This window comes from Achromobacter sp. EB05, from assembly GCF_044232075.1.
Taxonomy (GTDB): domain Bacteria; phylum Pseudomonadota; class Gammaproteobacteria; order Burkholderiales; family Burkholderiaceae_B; genus Achromobacter; species Achromobacter dolens.
This window is the reverse complement of record NZ_CP155917.1, coordinates 5839806-5862213: the sequence shown is the minus strand read 5'-3', so window position 1 is coordinate 5862213 and position 22408 is coordinate 5839806. Positions and strand designations below refer to the sequence as shown.

The 22408-nt window shown below is 67.9% G+C and carries 23 protein-coding genes and 1 tRNA gene; 12 read left to right on the top strand and 12 right to left on the bottom strand.

Annotated features, from left to right (window positions below; translation table 11 throughout):
- Nucleotides 1-179: 179 nt before the first annotated feature.
- Nucleotides 180-2093 carry a phosphomethylpyrimidine synthase ThiC gene (thiC, locus tag AAID08_RS26715; protein WP_054500445.1) on the bottom strand — a complete coding sequence of 638 codons (1914 nt, stop codon included), beginning with the start codon at nucleotides 2091-2093 and terminating at the stop codon, nucleotides 180-182.
- 371 nt (nucleotides 2094-2464) lie between these two features.
- Between thiC and AAID08_RS26710 the strand changes: the two genes are divergently transcribed.
- Nucleotides 2465-3022, top strand: a complete 558-nt coding sequence (locus tag AAID08_RS26710; RefSeq protein WP_054500446.1) for a hypothetical protein — start codon at nucleotides 2465-2467, stop codon at nucleotides 3020-3022.
- Nucleotides 3023-3085: 63 nt separating this feature from the next.
- On the opposite strand, the gene AAID08_RS26705 is transcribed toward AAID08_RS26710, so the two are convergent.
- The gene (locus AAID08_RS26705) at nucleotides 3086-3535 is read right to left on the bottom strand and encodes a helix-turn-helix domain-containing protein (RefSeq protein ID WP_162876648.1); all 450 of its coding nucleotides are present in this window, start codon (nucleotides 3533-3535) and stop codon (nucleotides 3086-3088) included.
- Nucleotides 3536-3614: 79 nt separating this feature from the next.
- Between AAID08_RS26705 and AAID08_RS26700 the strand changes: the two genes are divergently transcribed.
- Nucleotides 3615-4304, top strand: a complete 690-nt coding sequence (locus AAID08_RS26700) for a winged helix-turn-helix domain-containing protein (RefSeq protein ID WP_240317331.1) — start codon at nucleotides 3615-3617, stop codon at nucleotides 4302-4304.
- A 142-nt stretch (nucleotides 4305-4446) separates the two neighbouring features.
- Here AAID08_RS26700 and proB read toward each other — a convergent pair whose 3' ends face one another.
- From proB to rplU, 4 genes are all read right to left on the bottom strand, one after another.
- On the bottom strand, nucleotides 4447-5583 hold the full coding sequence (proB, locus tag AAID08_RS26695; RefSeq protein WP_064524041.1) for a glutamate 5-kinase: 1137 nt from the start codon (nucleotides 5581-5583) through the stop codon (nucleotides 4447-4449).
- Between the two features lie 58 nt (nucleotides 5584-5641).
- Nucleotides 5642-6778 carry a GTPase ObgE gene (gene obgE, locus AAID08_RS26690; RefSeq protein ID WP_054500449.1) on the bottom strand — a complete coding sequence of 379 codons (1137 nt, stop codon included), beginning with the start codon at nucleotides 6776-6778 and terminating at the stop codon, nucleotides 5642-5644.
- Nucleotides 6779-6953: 175 nt separating this feature from the next.
- Nucleotides 6954-7214, bottom strand: coding sequence for a 50S ribosomal protein L27 (rpmA, locus tag AAID08_RS26685; protein ID WP_006216229.1), 261 nt, complete (start codon nucleotides 7212-7214; stop codon nucleotides 6954-6956).
- Between the two features lie 35 nt (nucleotides 7215-7249).
- Nucleotides 7250-7561: a 50S ribosomal protein L21 gene (rplU, locus tag AAID08_RS26680; protein ID WP_006389960.1), complete on the bottom strand. Its 312-nt coding sequence runs from the start codon at nucleotides 7559-7561 to the stop codon at nucleotides 7250-7252.
- A 446-nt stretch (nucleotides 7562-8007) separates the two neighbouring features.
- On the opposite strand from rplU, the gene ispB reads away from it, so the two are divergent.
- The 4 genes from ispB (at nucleotide 8008) to AAID08_RS26660 (ending at nucleotide 11202) form a co-directional block, all read left to right on the top strand.
- On the top strand, nucleotides 8008-8973 hold the full coding sequence (gene ispB / locus AAID08_RS26675) for an octaprenyl diphosphate synthase (RefSeq protein WP_395757134.1): 966 nt from the start codon (nucleotides 8008-8010) through the stop codon (nucleotides 8971-8973).
- A 161-nt stretch (nucleotides 8974-9134) separates the two neighbouring features.
- Nucleotides 9135-9211: transfer RNA gene (locus AAID08_RS26670), tRNA-Pro, on the top strand.
- Between the two features lie 115 nt (nucleotides 9212-9326).
- Nucleotides 9327-10457 carry a DUF3182 family protein gene (locus AAID08_RS26665; protein ID WP_395757133.1) on the top strand — a complete coding sequence of 377 codons (1131 nt, stop codon included), beginning with the start codon at nucleotides 9327-9329 and terminating at the stop codon, nucleotides 10455-10457.
- Nucleotides 10444-11202, top strand: a complete 759-nt coding sequence (locus AAID08_RS26660) for an alpha/beta hydrolase family protein (RefSeq protein WP_395757132.1) — start codon at nucleotides 10444-10446, stop codon at nucleotides 11200-11202. Before AAID08_RS26665 ends, AAID08_RS26660 begins: the two co-directional genes overlap by 14 nt.
- Before the next feature lie 73 nt (nucleotides 11203-11275).
- Here AAID08_RS26660 and AAID08_RS26655 read toward each other — a convergent pair whose 3' ends face one another.
- From AAID08_RS26655 to AAID08_RS26640, 4 genes are all read right to left on the bottom strand, one after another.
- Complete coding sequence (locus tag AAID08_RS26655; RefSeq protein WP_395757131.1) at nucleotides 11276-12091, bottom strand: carbon-nitrogen hydrolase family protein; 816 nt, start codon at nucleotides 12089-12091, stop codon at nucleotides 11276-11278.
- Between the two features lie 14 nt (nucleotides 12092-12105).
- Nucleotides 12106-12969 (bottom strand): serine hydrolase, encoded by an 864-nt coding sequence (locus AAID08_RS26650; protein ID WP_395757130.1) that lies wholly within the window; start codon nucleotides 12967-12969, stop codon nucleotides 12106-12108.
- A gap of 11 nt (nucleotides 12970-12980) precedes the next feature.
- Nucleotides 12981-14426: a gluconate:proton symporter gene (locus AAID08_RS26645; protein ID WP_064526981.1), complete on the bottom strand. Its 1446-nt coding sequence runs from the start codon at nucleotides 14424-14426 to the stop codon at nucleotides 12981-12983.
- Between the two features lie 390 nt (nucleotides 14427-14816).
- On the bottom strand, nucleotides 14817-15254 hold the full coding sequence (locus AAID08_RS26640; protein WP_054500454.1) for a hypothetical protein: 438 nt from the start codon (nucleotides 15252-15254) through the stop codon (nucleotides 14817-14819).
- 193 nt (nucleotides 15255-15447) lie between these two features.
- On the opposite strand from AAID08_RS26640, the gene AAID08_RS26635 reads away from it, so the two are divergent.
- The 6 genes from AAID08_RS26635 to otnK all read left to right on the top strand — a co-directional run bounded on the left by AAID08_RS26635 (nucleotide 15448) and on the right by otnK (nucleotide 20659).
- Nucleotides 15448-15885 carry a hypothetical protein gene (locus AAID08_RS26635; RefSeq protein ID WP_054429354.1) on the top strand — a complete coding sequence of 146 codons (438 nt, stop codon included), beginning with the start codon at nucleotides 15448-15450 and terminating at the stop codon, nucleotides 15883-15885.
- A 139-nt stretch (nucleotides 15886-16024) separates the two neighbouring features.
- Nucleotides 16025-16663, top strand: coding sequence for an aldolase (locus tag AAID08_RS26630; RefSeq protein WP_116793419.1), 639 nt, complete (start codon nucleotides 16025-16027; stop codon nucleotides 16661-16663).
- A gap of 66 nt (nucleotides 16664-16729) precedes the next feature.
- Nucleotides 16730-17521 carry a 2-oxo-tetronate isomerase gene (gene otnI, locus AAID08_RS26625; protein ID WP_054500456.1) on the top strand — a complete coding sequence of 264 codons (792 nt, stop codon included), beginning with the start codon at nucleotides 16730-16732 and terminating at the stop codon, nucleotides 17519-17521.
- Complete coding sequence (denD, locus tag AAID08_RS26620) at nucleotides 17518-18495, top strand: D-erythronate dehydrogenase (RefSeq protein WP_054500457.1); 978 nt, start codon at nucleotides 17518-17520, stop codon at nucleotides 18493-18495. Before otnI ends, denD begins: the two co-directional genes overlap by 4 nt.
- Nucleotides 18492-19400 carry an L-threonate dehydrogenase gene (gene ltnD / locus AAID08_RS26615; protein WP_269874881.1) on the top strand — a complete coding sequence of 303 codons (909 nt, stop codon included), beginning with the start codon at nucleotides 18492-18494 and terminating at the stop codon, nucleotides 19398-19400. The genes denD and ltnD overlap by 4 nt, the downstream gene beginning before the upstream one ends.
- Nucleotides 19397-20659: a 3-oxo-tetronate kinase gene (otnK, locus tag AAID08_RS26610; RefSeq protein WP_116793417.1), complete on the top strand. Its 1263-nt coding sequence runs from the start codon at nucleotides 19397-19399 to the stop codon at nucleotides 20657-20659. The genes ltnD and otnK overlap by 4 nt, the downstream gene beginning before the upstream one ends.
- A gap of 48 nt (nucleotides 20660-20707) precedes the next feature.
- Here the strand turns inward: otnK and AAID08_RS26605 are convergent, their stop codons facing one another.
- Complete coding sequence (locus AAID08_RS26605; protein ID WP_175188839.1) at nucleotides 20708-21415, bottom strand: FadR/GntR family transcriptional regulator; 708 nt, start codon at nucleotides 21413-21415, stop codon at nucleotides 20708-20710.
- Nucleotides 21416-21482: 67 nt separating this feature from the next.
- Nucleotides 21483-22373 carry a LysR substrate-binding domain-containing protein gene (locus tag AAID08_RS26600; RefSeq protein ID WP_054500461.1) on the bottom strand — a complete coding sequence of 297 codons (891 nt, stop codon included), beginning with the start codon at nucleotides 22371-22373 and terminating at the stop codon, nucleotides 21483-21485.
- Between the last annotated feature and the right edge of the window lie 35 nt (nucleotides 22374-22408).

The window sequence follows — 22408 nt, the reverse complement described above, 5'->3', positions numbered from 1 at the left end:
GGCGCCTTAAGAACTCAACCCCACCTTCGCAACCCAAGATCAGACCAACTCCGCAAAAAAAACACCACGGATAACAAAAAGGCCTGGAGCAACGCATCCAGGCCTTTCATATCGCCTCAAGTCCACCAAGCCACCGCCATCAGCGCCCAGCCCGGCAAAAGCGAAATCCGCTCAAAAGATCACTGCCGGTGATAAACCTCGGCTCCCTTCTTCACGAACTCGATCGACTTCTCCTGCATGCCTTTCTGCAGCGCTTCCTTCTCGGTCACGCCCTGCGACGCCGCATAATCGCGCACATCCTGCGTGATCTTCATGCTGCAGAAATGCGGCCCGCACATCGAGCAGAAGTGCGCCACCTTCATCGAATCCTTCGGCAGCGTCTCGTCGTGGAACTCCTTGGCCGTATCCGGATCCAGGCCCAGGTTGAACTGGTCGTCCCACCGGAACTCGAAGCGCGCCTTTGACAGGGCGTTGTCGCGGATCGCCGCGCCCGGATGGCCCTTGGCCAGGTCCGCCGCATGCGCCGCGATCTTGTACGTGATGATGCCGTCCTTCACGTCCTTCTTGTTCGGCAGCCCCAGGTGCTCCTTGGGCGTCACGTAACAGAGCATCGCCGTGCCGTACCAGCCGATCAGCGCCGCGCCGATGCCCGAGGTGATGTGGTCGTAGCCCGGCGCGATGTCGGTCGTCAGGGGGCCCAGCGTGTAGAACGGCGCCTCGTGGCAGTGTTCCAACTGCAGCTCCATGTTTTCCTTGATCATCTGCATCGGCACGTGGCCCGGGCCTTCGATCATCACCTGCACATCGTGCTTCCAGGCCACCTGCGTCAGCTCGCCCAGCGTCTTCAGTTCCGCGAACTGGGCTTCGTCATTGGCGTCATAGCCCGAGCCCGGGCGCAGGCCGTCGCCCAGCGAGAAGCTGACGTCGTAGGCCTTCATGATTTCGCAGATTTCCTCGAAGCGCTCGTACAGGAAGCTCTCCTTGTGGTGCGCCAGACACCACTTGGCCATGATCGAGCCGCCGCGCGAGACGATGCCCGTCATGCGGTCCGCCGTCATCGGAATGAACGGCAGGCGCACGCCGGCGTGGATCGTGAAGTAGTCCACGCCCTGTTCGGCCTGCTCGATCAGCGTGTCGCGGAAGATCTCCCAGGTCAGTTCCTCGGCCTTGCCGTCGACCTTCTCCAGCGCCTGGTAGATAGGCACCGTGCCGATCGGCACCGGCGAATTGCGGATGATCCATTCACGCGTTTCGTGGATGTGCTTGCCCGTCGACAGATCCATGACCGTGTCGCCGCCCCAGCGGATCGCCCAGGTCATCTTCTCGACTTCCTCGCCGATGCCCGAACTGACGGCCGAGTTGCCGATGTTGGCGTTGATCTTGACCAGGAAATTGCGGCCGATCGCCATCGGCTCGACTTCCGGGTGGTTGATGTTGGCGGGGATGATGGCGCGGCCGCGCGCGATCTCGTCGCGCACGAATTCCGGCGTGATGGCGGCCGGGATGGCGGCGCCGAACGATTGGCCCGGGTGCTGGCGCAGCAGGCGCTTGACCATCTTCTCGCCATCCGGACCGCTGTCGCGCAGCGTCTGCAGGTAGTGCTCGCGGCGCAGGCTTTCGCGGATCGCCACGTATTCCATTTCGGGCGTGATGATGCCGCGGCGCGCATAGTGCATCTGCGAGACGTTGGCGCCGGCCACGGCGCGGCGCGGCGGGCGCTGCAGGTCAAAGCGCATGGCCGTCAGCTTGGGATCGGTCAGGCGCTGCTTGCCGTACTCGCTGGTCGGGCCGGACAGCACTTCGGTGTCGCCGCGCTCGTCGATCCAGGCGCGGCGCACTTCCGGCAGGCCGCGGCGGATGTCGATCTTGACGTCGGGGTCGGTGTAGGGGCCGCTGCAATCGTAGACGGTCAGCGGCGGGTTCTTTTCGCCACCGAACATGGTGGGCGTGTCGTCCTGCTCGATCTCGCGAAACGGGACGCGGATGTCGGGACGGGAACCGACCTCGTAGACCCGGCGGGATTTGGGCAACGGGGCGACCGCGGCCGCGTCGACTTCGGCGGTGGCGGCCAGGAATTTGGGATTGGCGTTCATGGAAAGCTCCAAGCGAATGGTTTGGAGCCGATCGGGAATGGACTCCCGCCATGCGGGCATGGCGGAAATACGGCTCCCAGCATCGGCATTATCCGTACTGGTACGAAGGGACTCTCTCAACACGTCGTGCCGTTCTGGCGCGACGAGTACCCCTGCGCGAAAGCGAAGTATAGAGCCTGCATGGCCGCCGCGCGAACGGCGGCCGATGCTGCGTTGCGGCAGCCATGGTCCGTCGTGCCCGCCCATGGTGGTAGTACCGCTTTACATTTGGAATCAGTCTGCGGAGACAGTGCCATACAGGTTCTGTACACTTTTTTGGTCAGTCGGCGGTCAGCCTGCCGGCTTCAGTCCACTCCAAGAAGGAAACGAGCATGCAACTTACCCTACGCAAACTGGCGCCCGCCCTGGTGGTCATGACCCTTGCGCTTGCGGGTTGCAAGACCGCCCCGACCAAATCCGGCGCCGCCGCCACGCCCGATGCGGCCGGCCAGCAGCAATCCTCCGGGCAGCAGCAGCCCGCCACCGCCTCGGTGGTCGAGTTCTACGTGGCCCAGACCCAATCCGCGCCTGGGCTGGTCGAAGTCAGCCTGCCCGACGGCAAGCTGTACATGCAGCAGCAGCCCGTGCTGACGCGCGCCGACCTGACCGAAGCCGCCGCCCTCGTGGATCGCCAGGGCGCCAATTTTGTCGGTCTGCGTTTCTCGGAAGCCGGCACGCGCAAACTGACCGACATCAGCACCAAGAACGTCGGCAATATGCTGGCGCTGGTGATCGATCGTGAACTGATCGCCGCGCCCCGCATCGGCGAACCGCTGAACCGCGGCGTGCTGGCCTTCGGCGTGCCGTCGGCGCAAGCCGCTTCCGACATCGCCGCCAAGATCCGTGGCGAAAGCGCGCCCGCGCCGGCCCCGGCGCCCGCCAAGCCCTGAGCTGTCCTGGCACAAAAAAACCCGGCCATGCCGGGTTTTTTTTGTCCTGCTTCAGCCGTTTCCTCAGTTCTTGCGGCCGCGCGGCTTGACGCCGCGACGCGCCGTCATGGCTTCAATGAAGGCCAGCGTCACCGCCTCCAGGGCCACCCGATCCTCGGCCGTGAGCGTGTCGAGCATCGCGGGCGAGATCGTCGCGTAGGGCCAGGGCGCCAACGGCCGCCCGCGCCGCGCGATGGCACGGGGCAGCGGTTCCGAGACGCCGGTGGGGGGCAGTGTGTCGCTCAGGTCGTAGCTCTCCATGGGCAGTTCCATGGGACCCTTGCCGGTCTCCAGCCACTCGAGTTCCACCTTCAATACCTGCGCCAGTTTGCGCAGGGAACGGCTCGAATGCCGCAGCCCGCTCTCGTAGCTGCCGATCGCGCTTTGCGACAGGCGGGTCAGGCGCGCCAAGGTTTTCTGCGTGTGGCCACGCAAAAGACGGGCGTGCTTCAGTCGGTCTGAAAAAGTCTTCACGCGTCGATTGAAGCTTGCGCCGTAGGCACTTTGGTGGATATAAATATTACTTAAGTGATAAGTTCGAAGAGGCGCTCACATGCAGGAAAGAGGTTACGTCCTCGTCGTGCAACTTGGTGGAATGGCATGCAACAAGTTCGTGCATACCTTACGTCAATTTCAGTGGGAGGTCGGCCTGTGCCGATCCCCCGAGGGGCTGCTGGCGCGCCTGCGCAATGAACCCGCCGATGTCGTCGTGTTGCGGGGCACCGCTGACGACCTGCCGCAGTTGATTGCCGCGCTGCGTCGCGCCGCGCCGAGTTGCGCCGTGGTCTGGCAGTCGCCGGAAGATTCCGCGCCGGCCCGCATCGCCGCGCTCGATGCGGGCGCCCATGTGTGCGTGCCGCCACAGGCGAACATTCCCGAATGGGACGCCGTCCTGCGCAACCTGATTCGTTGCCAGCATCCCGCGGCCGACAGCATGCCGCGGTGGCGCGTCGATGGCCGTAGCCGCATGCTGGCAGGGCCCGCCGGTGAACGACTGCCCCTGACCAACACCGAGCGCGCCTTTTTCGTCAGCCTGTTGAACGCGCCGCACCAGTGCCTGCCGCGTGAAGGCTTCTTTCCCGATGCCACGCGTGATCCCATGGATGGCGCGCGGCGCGTCGACGTGCTGGTGTCGCGTCTGCGCTCCAAGGCGCGCCGTCTCAATATCGACCTGCCCGTCCTGGCGGTGCGAGGGTGGGGCTACATGCTGCTGCCACAAGGCGTGCCGGCCGAACATCAATAGTCCGGTCCATCCGGGGATTGTGGGCGATGACCATGCACGGCCGTTGCCGCCGCGCGGGCTTCGCGACAAAAACGGCCATGCAGCCGTATTGAAAAAGGCGCCCATGTGGGCGCCTTGCTTCATGGCCAAGCGGCGGTATCCGTCAGAGCACGACCAAGTTGTCGCGATGCATCAGTTCGGGATCGGTCATGCTGCCAAGGATGCGGGCGATCTGCGATGACGGCTGGCGCAGGATGCGGCGGGTATCGGCCGACGAATAATTGATCAGGCCACGGGCGCATTCGCGGCCCTGGCCATCGACGCAGGCCACCACGTCGCCGCGGCCGAATTCGCCTTCCACATCGACCACGCCGATCGGCAGCAGGCTCTTGCCTTCGCGCAGCAATGCCTGCACGGCGCCGTCGTCCAGCACCACACGGCCGCGCAGGCGCAGATGGTCGGCCAGCCATTGCTTGCGCGCCGACCAGACCGGCAACACGGCGCGCAATTCGCTGCCGATGCATTCGCCCTGCGCCAGGCGCGTCAGCACGTTGCGTTCGCGACCCGAGGCGATCACGGTGTGCGCGCCGCTGTGCGCCGCGCGCTTGGCCGCCAGTACCTTGGTCAGCATGCCGCCGGTGCCGATGCCGCTGCCGGCGCCGCCGGCCATCGCTTCCAGCGCCGGGTCGCCTGCCTGGGCGTGCGCCATGAACTTGGCGTCCGGATTCTTGCGCGGGTCGGAATCGTACAGGCCGCGCTGGTCGGTCAGGATGATCAGCGTGTCGGCTTCGATCAGGTTGGTGACCAGCGCGCCGAGCGTGTCGTTGTCGCCGAGCCGGATTTCGTCCGTGACCACCGTGTCGTTTTCGTTGACGATCGGCACCACGCCCAGGCGCAGCAGCGCGAACAGCGTGCTGCGCGCGTTCAGGTAGCGGTGGCGGTCGGCCAGGTCTTCGTGGGTCAGCAGGATCTGCGCGGTGCGCAGGCCGTATTCGGCGAACGCCGCTTCGTAGGCCTGGCACAAGCCCATCTGGCCCACGGCGGCCGCGGCCTGCAGTTCGTGCATCACCGACGGCCGCTTGCGCCAGCCCAGGCGGGCCATGCCTTCGGCAATGGCGCCGCTGGAGACCAGCACGACCTGTTTGCCCTGCTTGTGCAGCGCGGCGATCTGGGCTGCCCAGTGCGCCACGGCGGCGCGATCCAGGCCTCGGCCTTCATTGGTGACCAGCGATGAGCCGACCTTGGCGACGAGGCGCTGGGCGTGGGTGACGACGGAAACGGCGGGTGATTCGGCAGACATGATGGCGGCGGGCTGCGGCGCGAGAAAAGGCGTAATCGAACGAGATTGCGATTATGGCTTATTCGTCGCCGCGCGGCGCGGCCGGTCTCTTGTCGGCGTCGGTGCGGGTGTCGTCGAAGCGCGGATCTTCGGCGACGTAGGTGCCGTCGGCCTGATCCTGCGCCAACTGTTCCTTTTCGCGCTCGGCGTCCAGGTAGTCCTGCAGCGCGTAGATCAGGTCCTGGGTGCCGTCGCCGGACAGGCCGGAGATGCCGAACACCGGGCCTTTCCAGTCGTACAGCTCGATGAAGCGGCGCTTGGTGTCCTCGGGATCGGCCACCATGTCCAGCTTGTTCAGCACCAGCCAGCGCGGCTTGGCGGCCAGCTCGGGATCGTAGCGGCGCAGTTCCTCGACGATGGCGCGGGCATCGACCACGGCCTGCTCCACCGGATCGGCGTCGGGATCGGGCGTGGATACGTCCACCAGGTGCAGCAGCACGCGGGTGCGCGCCAGGTGGCGCAGGAACAGGTGGCCCAGGCCGGCGCCTTCGGAGGCGCCTTCGATCAGGCCGGGGATGTCGGCCACGACGAAGCTGCGCGACGGCGAGGTGCGCACCACGCCCAGGTTCGGGTGCAGCGTCGTGAACGGGTAGTCGGCGATCTTCGGCTTGGCGTTCGAGATGCGGGTGATCAGCGTGGACTTGCCGGCGTTGGGCAGGCCCAGCAGGCCGACGTCGGCCAGCACCTTCAGTTCCATGCGCAGGTAGCGGTGTTCGCCTTCCTTGCCGGGGGTCCATTGGCGCGGGGCGCGGTTGACGCTGGACTTGAAGTGCATGTTGCCCATGCCGCCCTGGCCGCCGGCCGCCAGCACGACCTTCTGGTCGTGGCGGTTCAGGTCGAACAGGACTTCGCCGGTCTCGGCGTCATGGATGATGGTGCCGACGGGCACGCGCAGCGTGATGTCGGGAGCGGCGGCGCCGTACTGGTCCGAGCCGCGGCCGTTTTCGCCGTTCTTGGCGCGGTGCAGGCGCGCGTAACGGAAGTCGATCAGCGTGTTGATGTTGCGATCGGCCACGGCAAAGATGCTGCCGCCGCGTCCGCCGTCGCCGCCGTCAGGGCCGCCCTTGGGAATGAATTTTTCGCGGCGAAAGCTCGCCACGCCATTGCCGCCTTTGCCGGCGACGACCTCGATGGTGGCTTCGTCTACGAATTTCATGATGTCTGCGCGTGTATGAGATAGGGAGTCGCCGCAACGCGGCGAGGGCCGCCACGCATTTGCGGTGGCCCGAAGGAAAAAAAGCCCTGCCGCGTGCGACAGGGCTTTGCCGTTCTGGCTGGCGGCGGGTCGCTGAGGCAACCGCGCCGCTGGCCGGACCGTGCTGCGTCGAGGATTACTCGGCGGCGACGATCGAAACGGTTTGCTTGTTCAACGCGCCCTTGAAGCCGAATTGAACCTTGCCGTCGATCAGCGCGAACAGGGTGTGGTCCTTGCCCATGCCGACGTTCACGCCAGCGTGGAAACGGGTACCGCGCTGACGCACGATGATCGAACCAGCGGGAATCAGTTCACCGCCGAAAGCCTTGACGCCCAGACGCTTCGATTCTGAGTCGCGTCCGTTTCGCGTAGAGCCGCCGCCCTTTTTCTGTGCCATGTTTAGCTCCTGCTAATGTGGTGCCGAGTCGCGTCTTAGGCCGTGATGGCTTCGATGCGGATTTCGGTGTAGTTCTGACGGTGGCCCTGACGCTTCTGATAGTGCTTGCGACGGCGCATCTTGAAGATCTTGACCTTGTCGTGGCGGCCTTGCGCAAGAACCGTTGCCTTGATCACGGCGCCGGCGACGAGGGGCGTACCAACTTTCAGTTGGTCGCCTTCGCCCACGGACAGCACTTGATCCAGGGTGATTTCTTGCCCAATGTCAGCCGGTATCTGTTCTACCTTGAGTTTTTCGCCAATGGCAACACGGTACTGCTTGCCACCGGTTTTTACGACCGCGTACATGGGGTATTCCTTAAATAGGTAAATGGGCTCATTCGCTTGCCGGCCCTGCTGGGCCGGCAGTGCTTGCCTGGGGTTGCCAAGATTGGGGTTGCCAAGATGGGGTTGCCAAGATCAAGCGCGCGTAATTCACCGACGTAATTCGGGCATCTCTGACCGAATCCGGGATATTAGCCCGCGGCTGGGGAAAAGTCAAAAAGCGCTTGCAGGCTAAGGGCTTAGGTGTGGCCGGGGCGCCGCGTCGGGGTGGCGCGCAGCCGAAAAAACGGGGGCGGGGCGGTTCGGAGTGGGGTGGCGCAGGGGGAGTCCGCGCCCCGGGCAGGGGCGTCGCTACGTCCGGCTCCTGTTCCTGGCAGCCCGTATAATCGCTGGTCGAATCCCCCCCGCCATCCCGGCGGCCCAGCGGTAAGAGCTGTTACATATGGCTCGTTTCACTCTCCGGATACGTCTTGAATCTCCCCGCGCTCATTGCTCCCATAGTTGACGATATGAAAGCCGTCGATGCGGTTATCCGCGAGCGGCTGAATTCCGATGTGGTGCTGATCCGTACGATCGGCGACTACATCATCGGGGCCGGCGGCAAGCGCATGCGTCCGGCGATGGTGCTGATGGTGGCGCGCGCGCTGGGCTACGAAGGGACGCATCATCAGTTGCTGGCCGCCGTCGTGGAATTCATTCACACGGCGACGCTGTTGCATGACGACGTGGTCGACGAGTCCGACCTGCGTCGTGGCCGCGAGACCGCCAACGCGGTGTTCGGCAACGCCGCCAGCGTGCTGGTGGGCGACTATCTCTATTCGCGCTCGTTCGAGATGATGGTCGAGGCCGACTCGATGCGCATCATGAGCATCCTGTCGGAGGCCACCACGGTGATCGCCGAGGGCGAGGTGCTGCAGTTGCTGAACGTGCATGATCCGGATGTCTCGCAGGAGCGCTACCTGCAGGTCGTGCGCTACAAGACCGCCAAGCTGTTCGAGGCCGCCGCCCAGGTGGGGGCGGTGCTGGCCGGCGCCACGCCGGAGCAGGAAGCCGCCGCGGCCGCCTATGGCCGCCATGTGGGCACCGCCTTCCAGTTGGTCGACGACGTGCTCGACTACAACGGCGATGCCGCCGCGCTGGGCAAGAACGTGGGCGACGATCTGCGCGAGGGCAAGCCCACGCTGCCGCTGATCCGCGTGATGGAAGTGGGCACGCCGGCGCAGCAGCAGTTGATCCGCGACGCCATCAAGACGGGCGACGCCGACTTCGCCGCCGTGGCGGCCGCCATCCAGGCGACGGACGCGCTGGAGCATGCCCGCCAGGCCGCCGTGGCCGAGGCGAATCGGGCTCGCGAAGCACTTTCTTCGTATCCCGTTTCCCCTTTTCTAAATTCTCTGTTAGAATTCTGCGCTTTCGCGGTGAATCGAGATCGCTAGCTGAAAACGGCACTGCAAGCGCTGCTTTGAGCAAGGTTGGAATTCACGAGGCGGGAAGGGCAAAACCTTCAAGCCGAAGCGGGAAGTTGATTTGGTTGCACTGAGCGCAACGAAGTCAGTAGCTGTAGGGTGTGGGAAATGTATAAGCCCATGCCCAGACTCGGGGCGTAGCTCAGCCTGGTAGAGTACTGCGTTCGGGACGCAGGAGTCGGAGGTTCGAATCCTCTCGCCCCGACCACTTATCTGTGGTCGAATTCTTGAAGGTGTTTTCCGACACCTTTGGCTGAAAGCCGGTACCGCGCAAGCGTTGCCGGCTTTTTTGCGTGGGCACGCCGTTTGCTGGCGTGGGGCCCATGAACTCGTTTTCTCTCGCAGACGGCCCGCTCGTGGTCGCTTATCCTCGCCGTGCCCGGGCGTCCGAGCACGAAGTGGCGTCGCATGACGCCCTGGCGGCGCGCCTGGCCGCGCTCTTGGGCGGGCGCCATGTTCCCGATTACCGGCCCAGTCGCCATCGCGGCGGCCCGGTTCCGTATTACGTGCCTGACCGCAGTATCGCCGGGGCGGCGCGCGCAACCATCCTGGGTATCTCCGGCATCGCCGACCTCTATGGGGGCGTCGTGCCGCATGCCTTCGTCGCCACCAAATCCATCAGCCATGGCCTGGCGCGGCCGGATGCGCCGGCGCCAGCGGGTTGGGTTGCCTCGCTGGCGGATGCTTTGGGTGACGCGGTGCTTGCCGGCTACACGGCGTTCCGCCCGGAAGACGCGCTGGCTGGTGGCCTGCGGCTGCTGCAACGCGGGTCGGTGCGGTTGAAACCTGCCGATGCGACCGCCGGGCGCGGGCAGGAGGTCGCATCGGATGCGGATGCGCTGCGGCAGGCCCTGGAGCGCCAATGCGCGCGGACGATGGGACGGCTCGGCCTGGTGATCGAGGAGGACCTGAACGAAGTCGAAACCTGCAGCGTGGGCTGGTCCAAGGTGGGAGAAATGGAGATCGCCTACGTCGGCACGCAATCGCTGACGCCCGACAATGCGGGCTGCCTCGTGTACGGCGGCTCGGAACTGCGCGTGGCGCGGGGCGGCCTCGATGCCTTGCGCCGGCTGGATCTCGCCGACCGTGAACGCCGGGCGATCGACCTGGCGTGCCAGTATGACGCGGCGGTATCGGCCGCCTATCCCGCGCTGATTGCTTCGCGGCGCAATTACGATGTGGCGTTTGGTCTCAGCGCCGATGGCCGGCCGCGCGCGGGCGTGCTGGAGCAATCGTGGCGCGCGGGCGGCGCCAGCATCGCGGAACTGGCCGCCATGCAGGCCTTTGCGCTCTCGCCCGTGCTGCGCGAAGTGCGCGCCGCAACCCGCGAGCGCTATGGCGCCGACGAACTGCCGCCAATCGCGCAACGCCTGGTGTTCCACGGCCACGACGCGGCGGTCGGACCCATCAGCAAGTCGGGCGGCATCCTGGAGGCGGCCGATGGCGGCGCATAGCAGTCCGCTCGCGCTCGACGTGGACGGCGTGTTGCTGGACGCCACGTTCCTCACCCCGGAAGACAAGGTGCCGGGGGTGCTGTTCATCCACGGCTGGGGCGGCAGCCAGCAGTTCGACCTGTCGCGCGCCAAGGGCATTGCCGCGCTGGGTTGCGTCTGCCTGACCTTCGATCTGCGCGGACACGCCGCCACGCAGGCGCGGCAACGCGAGGTGACGCGCGAGGACAATCTGCGCGACGTGGTGGCGGCCTATGACCGGCTGGCGCAGCATCCGTCGCTGGACTCCGGTTCGATCGCCGTGGTGGGCAGCAGCTACGGCGGTTACCTGGCGGCCCTGTTGAGTACGCTGCGTCCGGTGCGCTGGCTGGCGCTGCATGTGCCTGCCCTGTATCGTGACGACGAATGGCTGGTGCCCAAGAACCAGCTCGATCGCGAGACCCTGCGCGCCTATCGCAGCGTCTACGTCCCGCCGGAAGAGAACCGCGCGTTGAAGGCGTGCACGGCGTTCGCCGGCGACGTGCTGCTGGTGGAAGCGGAACACGACAGCTATATCCCGCATTCGACCATCATGAGCTATCGCTCCGCGTTTCGCCGATCGCACTCGTTGACGCACCGGATCATCGACGGCGCCGACCACGCGCTGACGGAAAAACCGGCGCAACGCGCCTATACCTCGATACTGGTGAACTGGGTGACCGAAATGGTCATGGGCGCCCGCATGGGCGAGGGGCGGGCGCGCTATTGAGCGGCGGCGTCAGGGTGGGTGCGCAGCAGGGAAGGCCGGCAACGACGCCGGCCGTTTTCTCTCGCGGCGCGGGTCAACCCGGGTAGAGATCGGTGCGGCGATGGTCCCAGGCCGGCAGGCCGGCGCGCAGCGTGGCGACGCGCTCCGGGTCGAGGTCGGCCATGACGTAGCCGGTGCGGTCTGGCATGCAGGCCAGTACCGTGCCCCAGGGATCGACGATCATGCTGCGGCCCAGGCAGGGCAGGCCCGGCCCGTCGCCGCCGATCTGGGCGGCGGCGATCACGTAGCACTGGTTCTCGATGGCGCGGGCGCGCAGCAGGATTTCCCAGTGATCGCGGCCGGTGTGCAGGTTGAAGGCCGCGGGCGCCACCAGCGCGTTGGCGCCGCGTGCGCGCAGCGCGCGATACAGCTCGGCAAAGCGCAGGTCGTAGCAGATGCTCAGGCCCAGCGTCAGGCCCGCCGCTTCGACCGTGCGCAGGCGCGTGCCCGGGGCGAAGTCGGCGGATTCGCGGTAGGGGGTGCCGTCGACCACCGCGTCATACAGGTGGACCTTGCGGTAGGAGGCGGCGATGCTGCCGTCCGGGGCGAAGGTGACGCCGGTGTTGCCGAGCCGGTCCTGGTCCGCCAGGCGTTCATGCATCGAGCCCAGGTGGATCCAGCAAGCGTGGCGCTGCGCCAGCGCGGCGATGCGCGCCGTGACCGCGCCGGGGATCGGACTGGCGGCGGCGCGCAGCGTTGGTGTGTCGCCGCGCACATCGCTGTATTCGGGCGTGACGATCAGTTGCGCGCCGTCGTTGGCCGCGGCCGTTATCCAATGTTCGAGCGCGGCCAGGTTGGCGTCGCGGTCACGGCGGCTGTCGAGCTGTATGGCTGCCACTCTGATGGACATGCGGGTCCCCCTTGTCAGTGTGCTTGCGCCTGGGACTTCAGGCCCAGCGCCACCTCGCGCGCGATCTGCCCCAGCAGCGCGGCGCCCTCGCCGCCCTGCAGGGTCTGCGCGGTCTGCCAGTCGGTAAAGCCGTCGGCCAGCACCGCCAGCACCACGCTGCGGTCGGCCACGGTGAGAATGCCGGCGTCATGGCGCAGGCCCGGCAACTGTCCGGCCTTGCTGGCCAGATGGGCGGGGGCGGGCAGCGCGGCGCCGAAGTGGGCGCGTTCGCGCTGGTCGGCCAGCAGGTCGAGCGCGAATGTCCGCAAGGCCGCGGGCAGCGCGCCGTCGCGCAGCATCCAGCACAGCGAGGCGGTGGCGTCTTCGGCGCTGGTGAAGTTGTCACGCCCGGCCTCGCGCGCCGCGGCGTCCATCATGCGCCGTTGCAGCCGGCTCGCCGGCAGGCCGGCGCGTTGGTTCCATTGATTGATCTCGTCGAATCCGAGCAGCTCGATCAGTGCGTTGGTGGCGACGTTGTCGCTGAGCACGATCATCAGCCGCGCCAGTTCGGCGAGCGACAGGGTGGTGACACTGGGCAACTGGGCGAGGATGCCGGTGCCGCCGGCGCGCTCGGCGCTTGCGGGCATGGCCAGCGGCTGTTCGAGCGCGTAGCGGCCCTTGGCCACCGCTTCGAGCAGCGCCAGCAGGATGGGCACCTTGATGATGCTGGCCGATGGCTGCACGCGGTCGGCGTGGTGCGCCAGCACGATGCCGCCGTCCAGGTCGCGCAGGCTCAGCGAGACCCGCGCGGGCGTGGCCGCCAGCAAGGGCGCCAGCGCCGCGTCGACGTGCTGGCGCAAGGCGTTGCGGTCCAGCGGTTGCGATCCCAAGGGGAACATGGTCGATCTCCTCAGACCAGGAAGAAGAACAGGGACGAGAACAGGCAGAGGTTCACCAGGATCACCGCCCAGCCGTTGTAGAGCATGTATTTGAGCTCGCCCGAGCGCGCCAGGCCCATCTGGCCGAACATGTCCGAGGTGGGGAAGGGGCCGAACCAGTCGATCTGCGAACTGCCCAGGATAACCGCCGTGGTGGCCGCGGGGCCGACGCCGGCGGCCGCCAGCAGCGGGCCGAAGATCTTGGCGGTGAAGGTCATCTGCGCGACCGCCGCGCCCGGGATGTGGCCGATGACGTTGAACCACAGCACGATGACGCACAGCATGGCGCCGCTGATGCCGGCCAGGTGCGGCTTGGCCAGCTCCAGCACGGCGTGGTAGGCGTTGAGCTGGTCCACCAGCACCAGCACCGGATTGAACAGCCAGAACAGGAAGAAGATCCAGATCAGCTTGCCGGCGCCCGCGTACATCGCCTGCAGGATTGCGCGCGGACCCATGCCGCCGGCCAGTCCGGTGGTGGTGGCCAGCGCCACCATGACGATGATGGCGAAGGCATAACCCGCCTTGGCGAGCACGCCGACGATCGCCAGGAGAACGATGGTCAGGCAGAACGCCCACGCCGCCCGCATGGCGCTGCGCGCGGGCGCGGCATCGAGGTCGAAGGCGGCCGTGCCGGCTCCGGCTTCCTCGTATTGGTGGCCAGCCTCGGTCATTTTCTGGATGCGCCCCGACATGAACCAGCCGGCCAGCAGCGTCGCCACGGCCATCGGGATGCCCGCCACCAGCAGGTATTGCGGATAGCTCAGCCCGGTCAGGCCGGTCACCGTGACCACGTTGGGCGTGAAGGGGCCCAGCACCAGTCCGGCGGAGCCGGCGGTCTGAAACAGCGCGGCCACCGTGGGCGGTGACAGGCGCACGGCGGCGGCGATCGGGATGACCACCGCGGCAATGATGGCGTTGCCGCCGGCCAGGGTGCCCAGCGCGCCGCAGATCAGGGTCGAGGCCACCATGATGCCCAGGCGCACGCGCACCTGGTTCGACAGGCCGATGCGGCGCACGATGGCGCGTACCATCTGTTCCGCGGCGCCGGTGCGCGAGGCGACCTCGCCCACGCCGGCGCCCAGTACGATGATCAGGCCGACCACCGCGATGAACGAGCCGAGCGAGTCGGCCAGCAGCTTGCCCATGGCGATGGGCGTGGTGCCGGTCATGATGGCGCCCAGCACGATGGCGGCAATGGTGGACAGCACGATGTCCACGCCCAGCAGCGCGATGATGGCGAACACCAGCACGGGCGTCAGGCCCCACAGGCTGGTCTGGCCGGGCAGCGTGAAATGGGTGTACAGCGCGATGGCCAGGCCCACCAGGAATACCGCGATGGCGGCATTGCGCCGGCGAGGATGCAACGAGCCGCCGGCGGGCGGGCGTGGCGCCGCCGCCGTCTGTGTCAATGTGGTCATGTCTTCTCCGTCCCTATCGATCTGTGGCCGGGCCGTGACGCGCTGCGCATCCGGCGGTGTTGGCCTATTGTTGTGATCCCGTCCTGCCGTGCGGCAGGCGTGGATGCCCAGCGGTCCCATGTCCAGGGCGCCTGGCCGCATCGGGCAGCCTGGCGCTGGACGGTGAGAGTGTGGGCGCGACGGGCGACAGGTTCAAATGAGTGGTGCGGGTGCGACCATAACCAAAGGTTATGCGTGCGGCCCGCCGACCAGTGGCGTTTTATCGCGAATGACGAAAGCGGCAATACGCTGCCGCAGCAGGCCTGGTTGCACCCGATCCGCCGGCACCAACGGGCGCTGAGGCCTGCCGCGCGTGGATGCGATCGGCGGCCTGCGGCGAGGCCGGGGGGGTCAGAGGCCGGCGCCCGAGGCGGGCGCGCGCCGGGTGGGGCGGGTGCCGGCATCGTTTGGCGCGCCGCCTTCGTCGTCCACGGTGAGGCCCCCGCCGGACATGATGCCCTTGGCGATGTCGTCGGCGGACTTGCCGCCAAAACCGTGCTCGCCGGCGACGATGCGGAAGCTGTCGCCCTCGAGCGGGCTTTGCAGCGTGGCCGAGGACAGCAGCACGCCGTTCGAACGCAGTTGTACGCGTTTGCCGACGCGGTTGCGGGTGAAGTCGGCCAGGACCTGGCGGCTCTCGGGTTGCAGCACCACGTCGACGAAGCGCATTTTGGTCTGCGGTTCGATGCCGGGTGTGGCGCTCTGCGCGCGCAGGGCCACGGTCTCGGCGTGGGAGGCGGTGGCCGCCAGCAGCAGGGCGGCGCAGGCGAGGGATCGGAAGGCGCTCATGGGGGCTCCGGGAAACGGACGGATCGATGCCGGCATCCTAGCCCGTTCGGCGGCGCCGCATATTACGACTTGTATGCGAACGCTGGCATTGCCTGCCGCCGGCCTTTGAGCGCGGATTGTTGGCCGCTAATATGTCGGCTCGAAGATCGTCCAAGGCCGCGGATCCGCCGGCCGCTCCGAGGAAGCCCGTCCCATGAAGCTGCATGCCCCCTGGTTCCTGTCCTGTCTGCTGCTGGCGGGCGTTGCCCACGCGGGCTCGGCGCCCGCCGAATTGTCGTGTGTGTCGGAGAGTGGCAAGGTCGCGCTGCGCGGCGTCATCCCGTCGCCGTCTTCGGAAGAGCTCAAGCTGACGCTGACGTATGTCGGCGCCACATTGGGATTCGACGCGGACCGGGATCCCGCCTATGTCGTGTCGGATTTTCCGTTGGGCGTCTTCACCCTGGTGGCGCCGGACGAGGTCTGGCCGCTGACGCTGTATGCGCTGCCGGCCAGCGTGGCGGTCAAGAAAGATGGCACCGGCGCCGTGGTGGGCACCTTCCAGGCCAAGCTCACCGGGCCGCGTCCGGGCGGACCGGGCGCGAATCAGCCGCTCAAGGCCACGGTCAACTGCAACTACCACTACTCGGTCTGAATCCGACGGGGCATTCCGGGTAATCCCGCTACCGGGATTTTCTGCAAAATTTGTATGATGACCATATGAATATGTACAGGGAGTGCCCCATGCCGTACCCGCTTTCCGCCGCCCGCGGCCGCCTCGTGGCGGGCGCGTGATGACCCCGGAAACCCGCATCCGCGAGGAAATCTGCACGGTCGGCGCCAGCCTCTACCAGCGCGGCTACACCGTCGGCGCGGCCGGCAACATCAGCGCCCGGCTGGACGACGGCTGGCTGATCACGCCCACCGATGTCTGCCTGGGCCGCCTGGACCCGGCCGAGCTGGCCAAGGTCGACCTGGCCGGCAACTGGGTCTCGGGCGCCAAGCCCTCCAAGACCCTGGCGCTGCACCAGGGCATCTACCAGGCCGACCCCGCCGCGCGCGGCGTCGTGCACACTCATTCGACCCATCTGGTCGCGCTGACGCTGGCGGGTGTGTGGCGCGAGGACGAGGTGTTGCCGCCGATCACGCCGTACCAGGTGATGAAGGTCGGGCGCATTCCGCTGATTCCCTATCGCCGCCCCGGCGATCCGGTGGCGGCGGCGCAGGTGGCCGCGCTGGCCGCTCAGGTGCGCGGGGCGCTGTTCGAGCGTCTCGGGCCGGTGGTGTGGGAACGCTCGGTGTCGCATGCGTCCTATGCGCTCGAGGAACTGGAAGAGACCGCGCGGCTGTGGCTGATGGCCGATCCGCGCCCCGCGCCGCTGTCCGAGGCCGCCATCGAGGAACTGCGCGCCACCTTCGGCGCGCGCTACTGACACGGGGGCGCCGTGCGCGCCGGCGGGCTGCGGCGATGCAGCCCGCTCACACAAGGAGACAACGAGATGCCGCGCCTGGCCGCGAACCTGAGCATGATGTATGCGGAGCACGCTTTCCTGGACCGGTTCGGCGCCGCGGCGCGCGATGGTTTCCAGGGGGTGGAGTTCCTGTTCCCCTACGATTTTCCAGCCGCCGAGATCCGCGCGCGGCTGCAGGATCACGGCCTGTCGCAGGCCCTGTTCAACGCGCCGCCCGGCGACTGGGCGGCGGGCGAGCGCGGCATCGCCGCGTTGCCCGGGCGTGAGGACGAGTTCCGCCGCGGGTTGGATCTGGCGCTGGAATATGCGGCGGCACTGGGCAACCGCAGGCTGCACGTGATGGCGGGCCTGGTGGCGCCGGGAAGCGACCGCGCCGTCCACCGCGAGGCGTATCTGCGCAATCTGGAGAGCGCGGCGCACGCCGCGGCCTCGGCTGGCGTGACCATTGTGATCGAACCGATCAACCCGCGCGACATGCCCGGCTTCTTCCTGACCCGCCAGGATGAAGCGCAGGCCATCCGCGCCGAGGTCGGCGCCGACAACCTGCTCGTGCAATTCGATTGCTACCACTGCCAGATCGTCGAGGGCGACCTGGCGGTGAAACTGCGCCGCGACATGGCGGGCATCGGCCACATCCAGATCGCGGGGGTGCCGGACCGGCACGAACCGGACCTGGGCGAACTGAATTACCCCTACCTGCTGGCGCTGATCGACACGCTGGGCTACACGGGCTGGGTCGGCTGCGAATACCGGCCCAAGGGCGCGACGTCGGCGGGCCTGGCGTGGGCCCGACCCCATCTCGCGGGAGGCGAGCGATGAAGATATTGATCACCGGCGGCGCGGGCTTTCTCGGCCAGCGCCTGGCGCGCGGACTGTTGGAGCACGGGCGGCTGGCGCTGGGCGGCGCGCCCGAGCCCATCACGCAGATCGACCTGCTCGACGTCACCCGCAGCGACGCCATCAACGACACCCGCGTGCGCTCGGTCCAGGGAGATATCGCGGACCCGGCGGTGCTGGACGCGTCGATCGACGCCGATACGGCGGCGGTCTTCCACCTGGCCGCGATCGTCAGCGGCCAGGCCGAGGCCGATTTCGACCTTGGCATGCGGATCAACCTGGATGCGTCGCGGGCGTTGCTGGAAGCCTGCCGCCAGCGCGGCCACCGGCCGCGCGTGGTGTTCACCAGTTCGGTGGCAGTCTACGGCGGCGCCTTGCCCGAAACCGTGCGCGACGACACCGCGCTCAATCCGCAGTCTTCCTACGGCACGCAGAAAGCGATCGCCGAACTGCTGCTGGCCGACTACACGCGGCGCGGCTTCGTCGACGGCCGCGCGCTGCGGCTGCCGACCATCAGCGTGCGCCCGGGCCGGCCCAACGCGGCAGCCTCGTCGTTCGCCAGCGGCATCATCCGCGAGCCGCTCAATGGCGAGCCGGCAGCCTGCCCGGTGGCGCCGGATACGCGCCTGTGGCTGTTGTCGCCACGGCGCGCGGTGCAGGCGCTGATCGCGGGCTGCGAACTGGATGCGGCGGCGTTGGCGGATCGCCGGCCGATCAATCTGCCGGGCGTTTCGGTGACGGCGGCCGAGATGGCGCGGGCGTTGCGCGAGATCGCGGGCGATGCGGTCGCCGACCGCATCAACTGGCAGGTCGACCCGCGGGTGCAAGCCATCGTCGGCAGTTGGCCGGGGCGCTGGGACACGGGGCGGGCCGCGCGACTGGGCCTGGAAGGCGACAGCGATTTCGCCGAGATCATTCGCGCCTACATCGGCGACGACTTGCGGGGAACGGTATGAACCATCATGAGAATGCCGCGCGCGACGTCGGCGTGATTGGCCTGGGCGCCATGGGGGCTGGCATCGCGCAAAGCCTGCGGCGTGCCGGCCATCGGGTGCATGCCTACGATATCCGGCCAGGCGTGGCGGCGGCGTTCGCCGAACAGGGCGGCGTGGCCTGCGATACGTTGGCGGCGGTGGGCGCGGCCTGCGATGTGGTGGTGAGCGTGGTGGTGAACGCGCAGCAGACCGAGAACGTGCTGTTCGGCGACGGCGACCTGGCGGCGGCGCTGCGGCTAGGCAGCGTGTTCGTGATGTGTTCGACCGTGGATCCATCCTGGTCGAGCGCACTGGAAGCGCGCCTGGCTGCCCTGGGCGTGCTGTACCTGGATGCGCCGATCTCGGGCGGTGCGGCCAAGGCCGCGGCGGGCGAGATGACCATGATGACCGCCGGCTCGCCGGCCGCCTACGCGGCATGCGGTCCGGTGCTGGAGGCGATGGCGGGCAAGGTCTATCGCCTGGGCGACCGCGCGGGCGCGGGCAGCAAGGTCAAGATCATCAACCAGTTGCTGGCCGGCGTGCACATCGCCGCCGCCGCCGAAGCCATGGCGCTGGGGCTGCGCGAAGGGGTCGATGCCGACGCGCTATACGAGGTCATCACCCACAGCGCGGGCAACAGTTGGATGTTCGAGAACCGCATGGCGCATGTGCTGGCGGGCGACTACACGCCGTTGTCGGCGGTGGACATCTTCGTCAAGGATCTGGGGCTGGTGCTGGACACCGCGCGCCACAGCAAGTTTCCGCTGCCGCTGGCTTCCACCGCGCACCAGATGTTCATGCAGGCGTCGGCCGCGGGGCACGGGCGCGAGGACGACAGCGCGGTCATCAAGATCTTTCCAGGAATCACTCTGCCGGAGTCCGCATGACGATCAAGCTGGGCTGCATCGCCGACGACTTTACGGGCGCCACCGATCTGGCCAACAACCTGGTGCGCGCCGGCATGCGCGCGGTGCAGACCATCGGCGTGCCGGTCGGCGCGCTCGAGACGCCCGCCGACGCGGTCGTGGTGGCGCTCAAGACCCGCACCTTGCCGGCCGCCGAAGCCGTGGCGCAGTCGCTGGCCGCGCTCGATTGGCTGCGGGCGCAGGGCGCCGAGCAGATCTATTTCAAATATTGCTCTACCTTCGACAGCACGCCCGAGGGCAATATCGGCCCGGTCGCCGACGCCCTGCTGACGGCGCTGGGCAGCGATTTCACCATCGCCACGCCGGCGTTTCCCGACAACCGGCGCACGGTGTTCAAGGGTTACCTGTTTGCCGGCGACGTGCTGCTGAACGAATCGGGAATGCAGCATCATCCGTTGACGCCGATGAGCGATGCCAACCTGGTGCGCGTGCTGTCGGCGCAGACCCGGCGCAAAGTCGGGCTGATCGACTACGCCGTGGTGGCGCGCGGCAGCGACGCGATTCGGACCCGCATCGAGGCGCTGCGGCGAGAGGGCGTGGAGATCGCCATCGTCGATGCCATCTCCAACGACGACCTGTTGGCGCTGGGGCCGGCGCTCAAGGGCATGCCGCTGGTGACGGCGGGCTCGGGCGTGGCAATCGGCCTGCCGGTCAACTGGGGCCTGGCGCCGGGCGCGGCGATCGGTTTGCCGCGCGAGTCGGGGGCGCAGGCGGTGGTGGCGGGTAGTTGCTCGATCGCGACCCAGGGCCAGGTCGCCGCGTTCATCGCGGCGGGCGGACCGGCACTGGCGCTCGACCCGCTGCGCATCGCCGCGGGTGACGACGTGGTGGCGGATGCGCTGGCCTGGGCCGCGCCGCGCCTGCGCGACGGCCCCGTACTGATCTATTCGACGGCGCGGCCCGACGCCGTGCAGGCGGCGCAGGCCAGCCTGGGCGCGGCGCGCGTCGGCGCGCTGGTCGAGGACGCGATCGCGCGGATCGCGGCGGGATTGGCGCGGCTCGGCGTGCGGCAGCTTATCGTGGCCGGCGGCGAGACCTCGGGCGCGGTGGTGCAGGCGCTGGGCCTGACGCAGCTCGCCATCGGCGAGCAGATCGATCCCGGCGTGCCGTGGTGCGCCGGCCAGGCGTCGGCGGTAGGGGCGCGCCTGAGCATCGCCTTGAAGTCGGGCAATTTCGGCGGCGTGGATTTCTTCACGCGGGCCTTCGGCCAGGATGCATGACGGAGCGCATTGCCGCCGCGGTCCAACCCGGCGGACGGAAGAGCCGCCTCAGCGATGCGCCTGGCGCAGGCGTGCGGCGGCGTTGACCATGTGGATGCGGGCAGCTTCGCGCGCCGCTTCCACGTCCTGGCGGCGGATGGCGTCGGCGATGGCGCCGTGTTCCTGCAACACCGCGCGCATCAGGTCGGCATGGCGCGCTTCGTTGCCTCGCGTGACGCGGGTGGCGGCTTCCAGGTATTGGCTGACGAATGCCAGGGTGGCGAGAAAGTAGGGGTTGCCGGTGGCCTGGGCGATGCAGCGGTGAAACGCCACGTCTTCCTTGACGCCGTCGCCGCCGCGTTCCACCGAGGTGGCAATGGCCGCCAGCGCGTTGTCGATGGCCGCCATGTCGCGCTTGCTGCGCCGGGCCGCGGCCTGCGCCGCGATTTCGGTTTCCAGCGCGCGTCGCAGGTCGACGATGTGCAGCACCGCGTCCAGCGACGATAGTTCGGCCGCGTCGATGCGCAGCGCGCGCTGGCCGCCATGGGCGGTGACGAACACGCCGCTGCCCTGGCGCGCCTCGACGATGCCGTCCTGACGCAGCCGCGACACCGCTTCGCGAATGACGGTGCGGCTGACGCCGAACTGTTCGGCCAGGCGGGTTTCGGGGGGCAGTTTTTCGCCGGGCGGCACGCGTCCCGCGTCGATCTCAGCGAGCAACTGCTTGGCCACCGTATCGGTCAGCGTGGGGGGCGAGTGGACTCTGGGAAAAACCATGGCATGGGACCGCGCAAGGGGGGGCGGGGCGCGGCTCGGGGACGGGGCCCCATGATAACCCGCCCGCTCACGCCGTCGCACGGGCGCGATTCAGGCAGTCGATGAAAAATTGCGCAGCCGGCGTTGGCGGCGAATCGGCCCGCGTCAGGATCGACACGCGCGCCGCGGGTAGCGGGTGCGCCAGCGGCAGCATGCACAGGGACGACGGCGCCAGCATGCGGTGAAATCCGTTGCGCACGAAGAACCCGACCGCGTCGCTCTCGGCCAGGATTGCCAGGGCGATGGCGATGGATTGGCACGGAATCACGTCGACGGGGGGTGGCAGGCCGCGTTCGGTATAGGCCAGGCGCAGCAGGTTGGTTGGCGTCTGCGTGTTGCCTGGCATCAGCCACAGCAGGTCGCGCAGCTCGGCCAGGTCGGTGGCGTGGCGCAAAGGATGATCGGCGCGCGCGCCGACCGCCAGCGGCAGGGTGAACAGCGTGGTGCGCGCGAAGCCGTCGTAGATGTCGCCGTCGTATTCGGTCTGCACCACCAGGTCGTAGCGGCCGGTCTCGAGCTGTTCGAGGCTGTAGGGCGGCGCGACTTCATGGAAGGCCACCGCCACGCGCGGCATGCGGGCGCGGAAGGCCGCCAGCGCGGCCGGCAGCACCGGCAGCGCCGACGAGCTGATGGCCAGGTTGAGCGTGCCGCCTTCGCCATCGCGCATCTGGTCGATGTCTTCCTGCGCCCGCCGCGCTTCCTGCAGGATCAGCACGGCGCGCTTGTGCAGCGCCTGGCCGTAGGGGGTCAGTTCGACGCCCTTGGCGCTGCGCCGCACCAACTCCGCGCCCAGGCTCTGTTCCAGTTCGCGCAGGCTGCGCGTGGCCGCCGGCTGGGTCACGCACAGGGCGCGGGCGGCCGCGCGGATGCTGCCGTGTTCGGCGATCAACACGAAGGCGCGCAGTTGGCGCAGGTTCATCGGAGCGGGCACGGCTGGCTATAAGAAAAAGTCAT

Bases quoted from the DNA above. Each gene is read 5' to 3' on its own strand.
- thiC (WP_054500445.1), bottom strand. From the start codon at position 2,093: ATGAACGCCAATCCCAAATTCCTGGCCGCCACCGCCGAAGTCGACGCG.
- AAID08_RS26710 (WP_054500446.1), top strand. From the start codon at position 2,465: ATGCAACTTACCCTACGCAAACTGGCGCCCGCCCTGGTGGTCATGACC.
- AAID08_RS26700 (WP_240317331.1), top strand. From the start codon at position 3,615: ATGCAGGAAAGAGGTTACGTCCTCGTCGTGCAACTTGGTGGAATGGCA.
- proB (WP_064524041.1), bottom strand. From the start codon at position 5,583: ATGTCTGCCGAATCACCCGCCGTTTCCGTCGTCACCCACGCCCAGCGC.
- obgE (WP_054500449.1), bottom strand. From the start codon at position 6,778: ATGAAATTCGTAGACGAAGCCACCATCGAGGTCGTCGCCGGCAAAGGC.
- rpmA (WP_006216229.1), bottom strand. From the start codon at position 7,214: ATGGCACAGAAAAAGGGCGGCGGCTCTACGCGAAACGGACGCGACTCA.
- rplU (WP_006389960.1), bottom strand. From the start codon at position 7,561: ATGTACGCGGTCGTAAAAACCGGTGGCAAGCAGTACCGTGTTGCCATT.
- AAID08_RS26665 (WP_395757133.1), top strand. From the start codon at position 9,327: ATGAACTCGTTTTCTCTCGCAGACGGCCCGCTCGTGGTCGCTTATCCT.
- AAID08_RS26660 (WP_395757132.1), top strand. From the start codon at position 10,444: ATGGCGGCGCATAGCAGTCCGCTCGCGCTCGACGTGGACGGCGTGTTG.
- AAID08_RS26655 (WP_395757131.1), bottom strand. From the start codon at position 12,091: ATGTCCATCAGAGTGGCAGCCATACAGCTCGACAGCCGCCGTGACCGC.
- AAID08_RS26650 (WP_395757130.1), bottom strand. From the start codon at position 12,969: ATGTTCCCCTTGGGATCGCAACCGCTGGACCGCAACGCCTTGCGCCAG.
- AAID08_RS26645 (WP_064526981.1), bottom strand. From the start codon at position 14,426: ATGACCACATTGACACAGACGGCGGCGGCGCCACGCCCGCCCGCCGGC.
- AAID08_RS26640 (WP_054500454.1), bottom strand. From the start codon at position 15,254: ATGAGCGCCTTCCGATCCCTCGCCTGCGCCGCCCTGCTGCTGGCGGCC.
- AAID08_RS26635 (WP_054429354.1), top strand. From the start codon at position 15,448: ATGAAGCTGCATGCCCCCTGGTTCCTGTCCTGTCTGCTGCTGGCGGGC.
- AAID08_RS26630 (WP_116793419.1), top strand. From the start codon at position 16,025: ATGACCCCGGAAACCCGCATCCGCGAGGAAATCTGCACGGTCGGCGCC.
- otnI (WP_054500456.1), top strand. From the start codon at position 16,730: ATGCCGCGCCTGGCCGCGAACCTGAGCATGATGTATGCGGAGCACGCT.
- denD (WP_054500457.1), top strand. From the start codon at position 17,518: ATGAAGATATTGATCACCGGCGGCGCGGGCTTTCTCGGCCAGCGCCTG.
- ltnD (WP_269874881.1), top strand. From the start codon at position 18,492: ATGAACCATCATGAGAATGCCGCGCGCGACGTCGGCGTGATTGGCCTG.
- otnK (WP_116793417.1), top strand. From the start codon at position 19,397: ATGACGATCAAGCTGGGCTGCATCGCCGACGACTTTACGGGCGCCACC.
- AAID08_RS26605 (WP_175188839.1), bottom strand. From the start codon at position 21,415: ATGGTTTTTCCCAGAGTCCACTCGCCCCCCACGCTGACCGATACGGTG.
- AAID08_RS26600 (WP_054500461.1), bottom strand. From the start codon at position 22,373: ATGAACCTGCGCCAACTGCGCGCCTTCGTGTTGATCGCCGAACACGGC.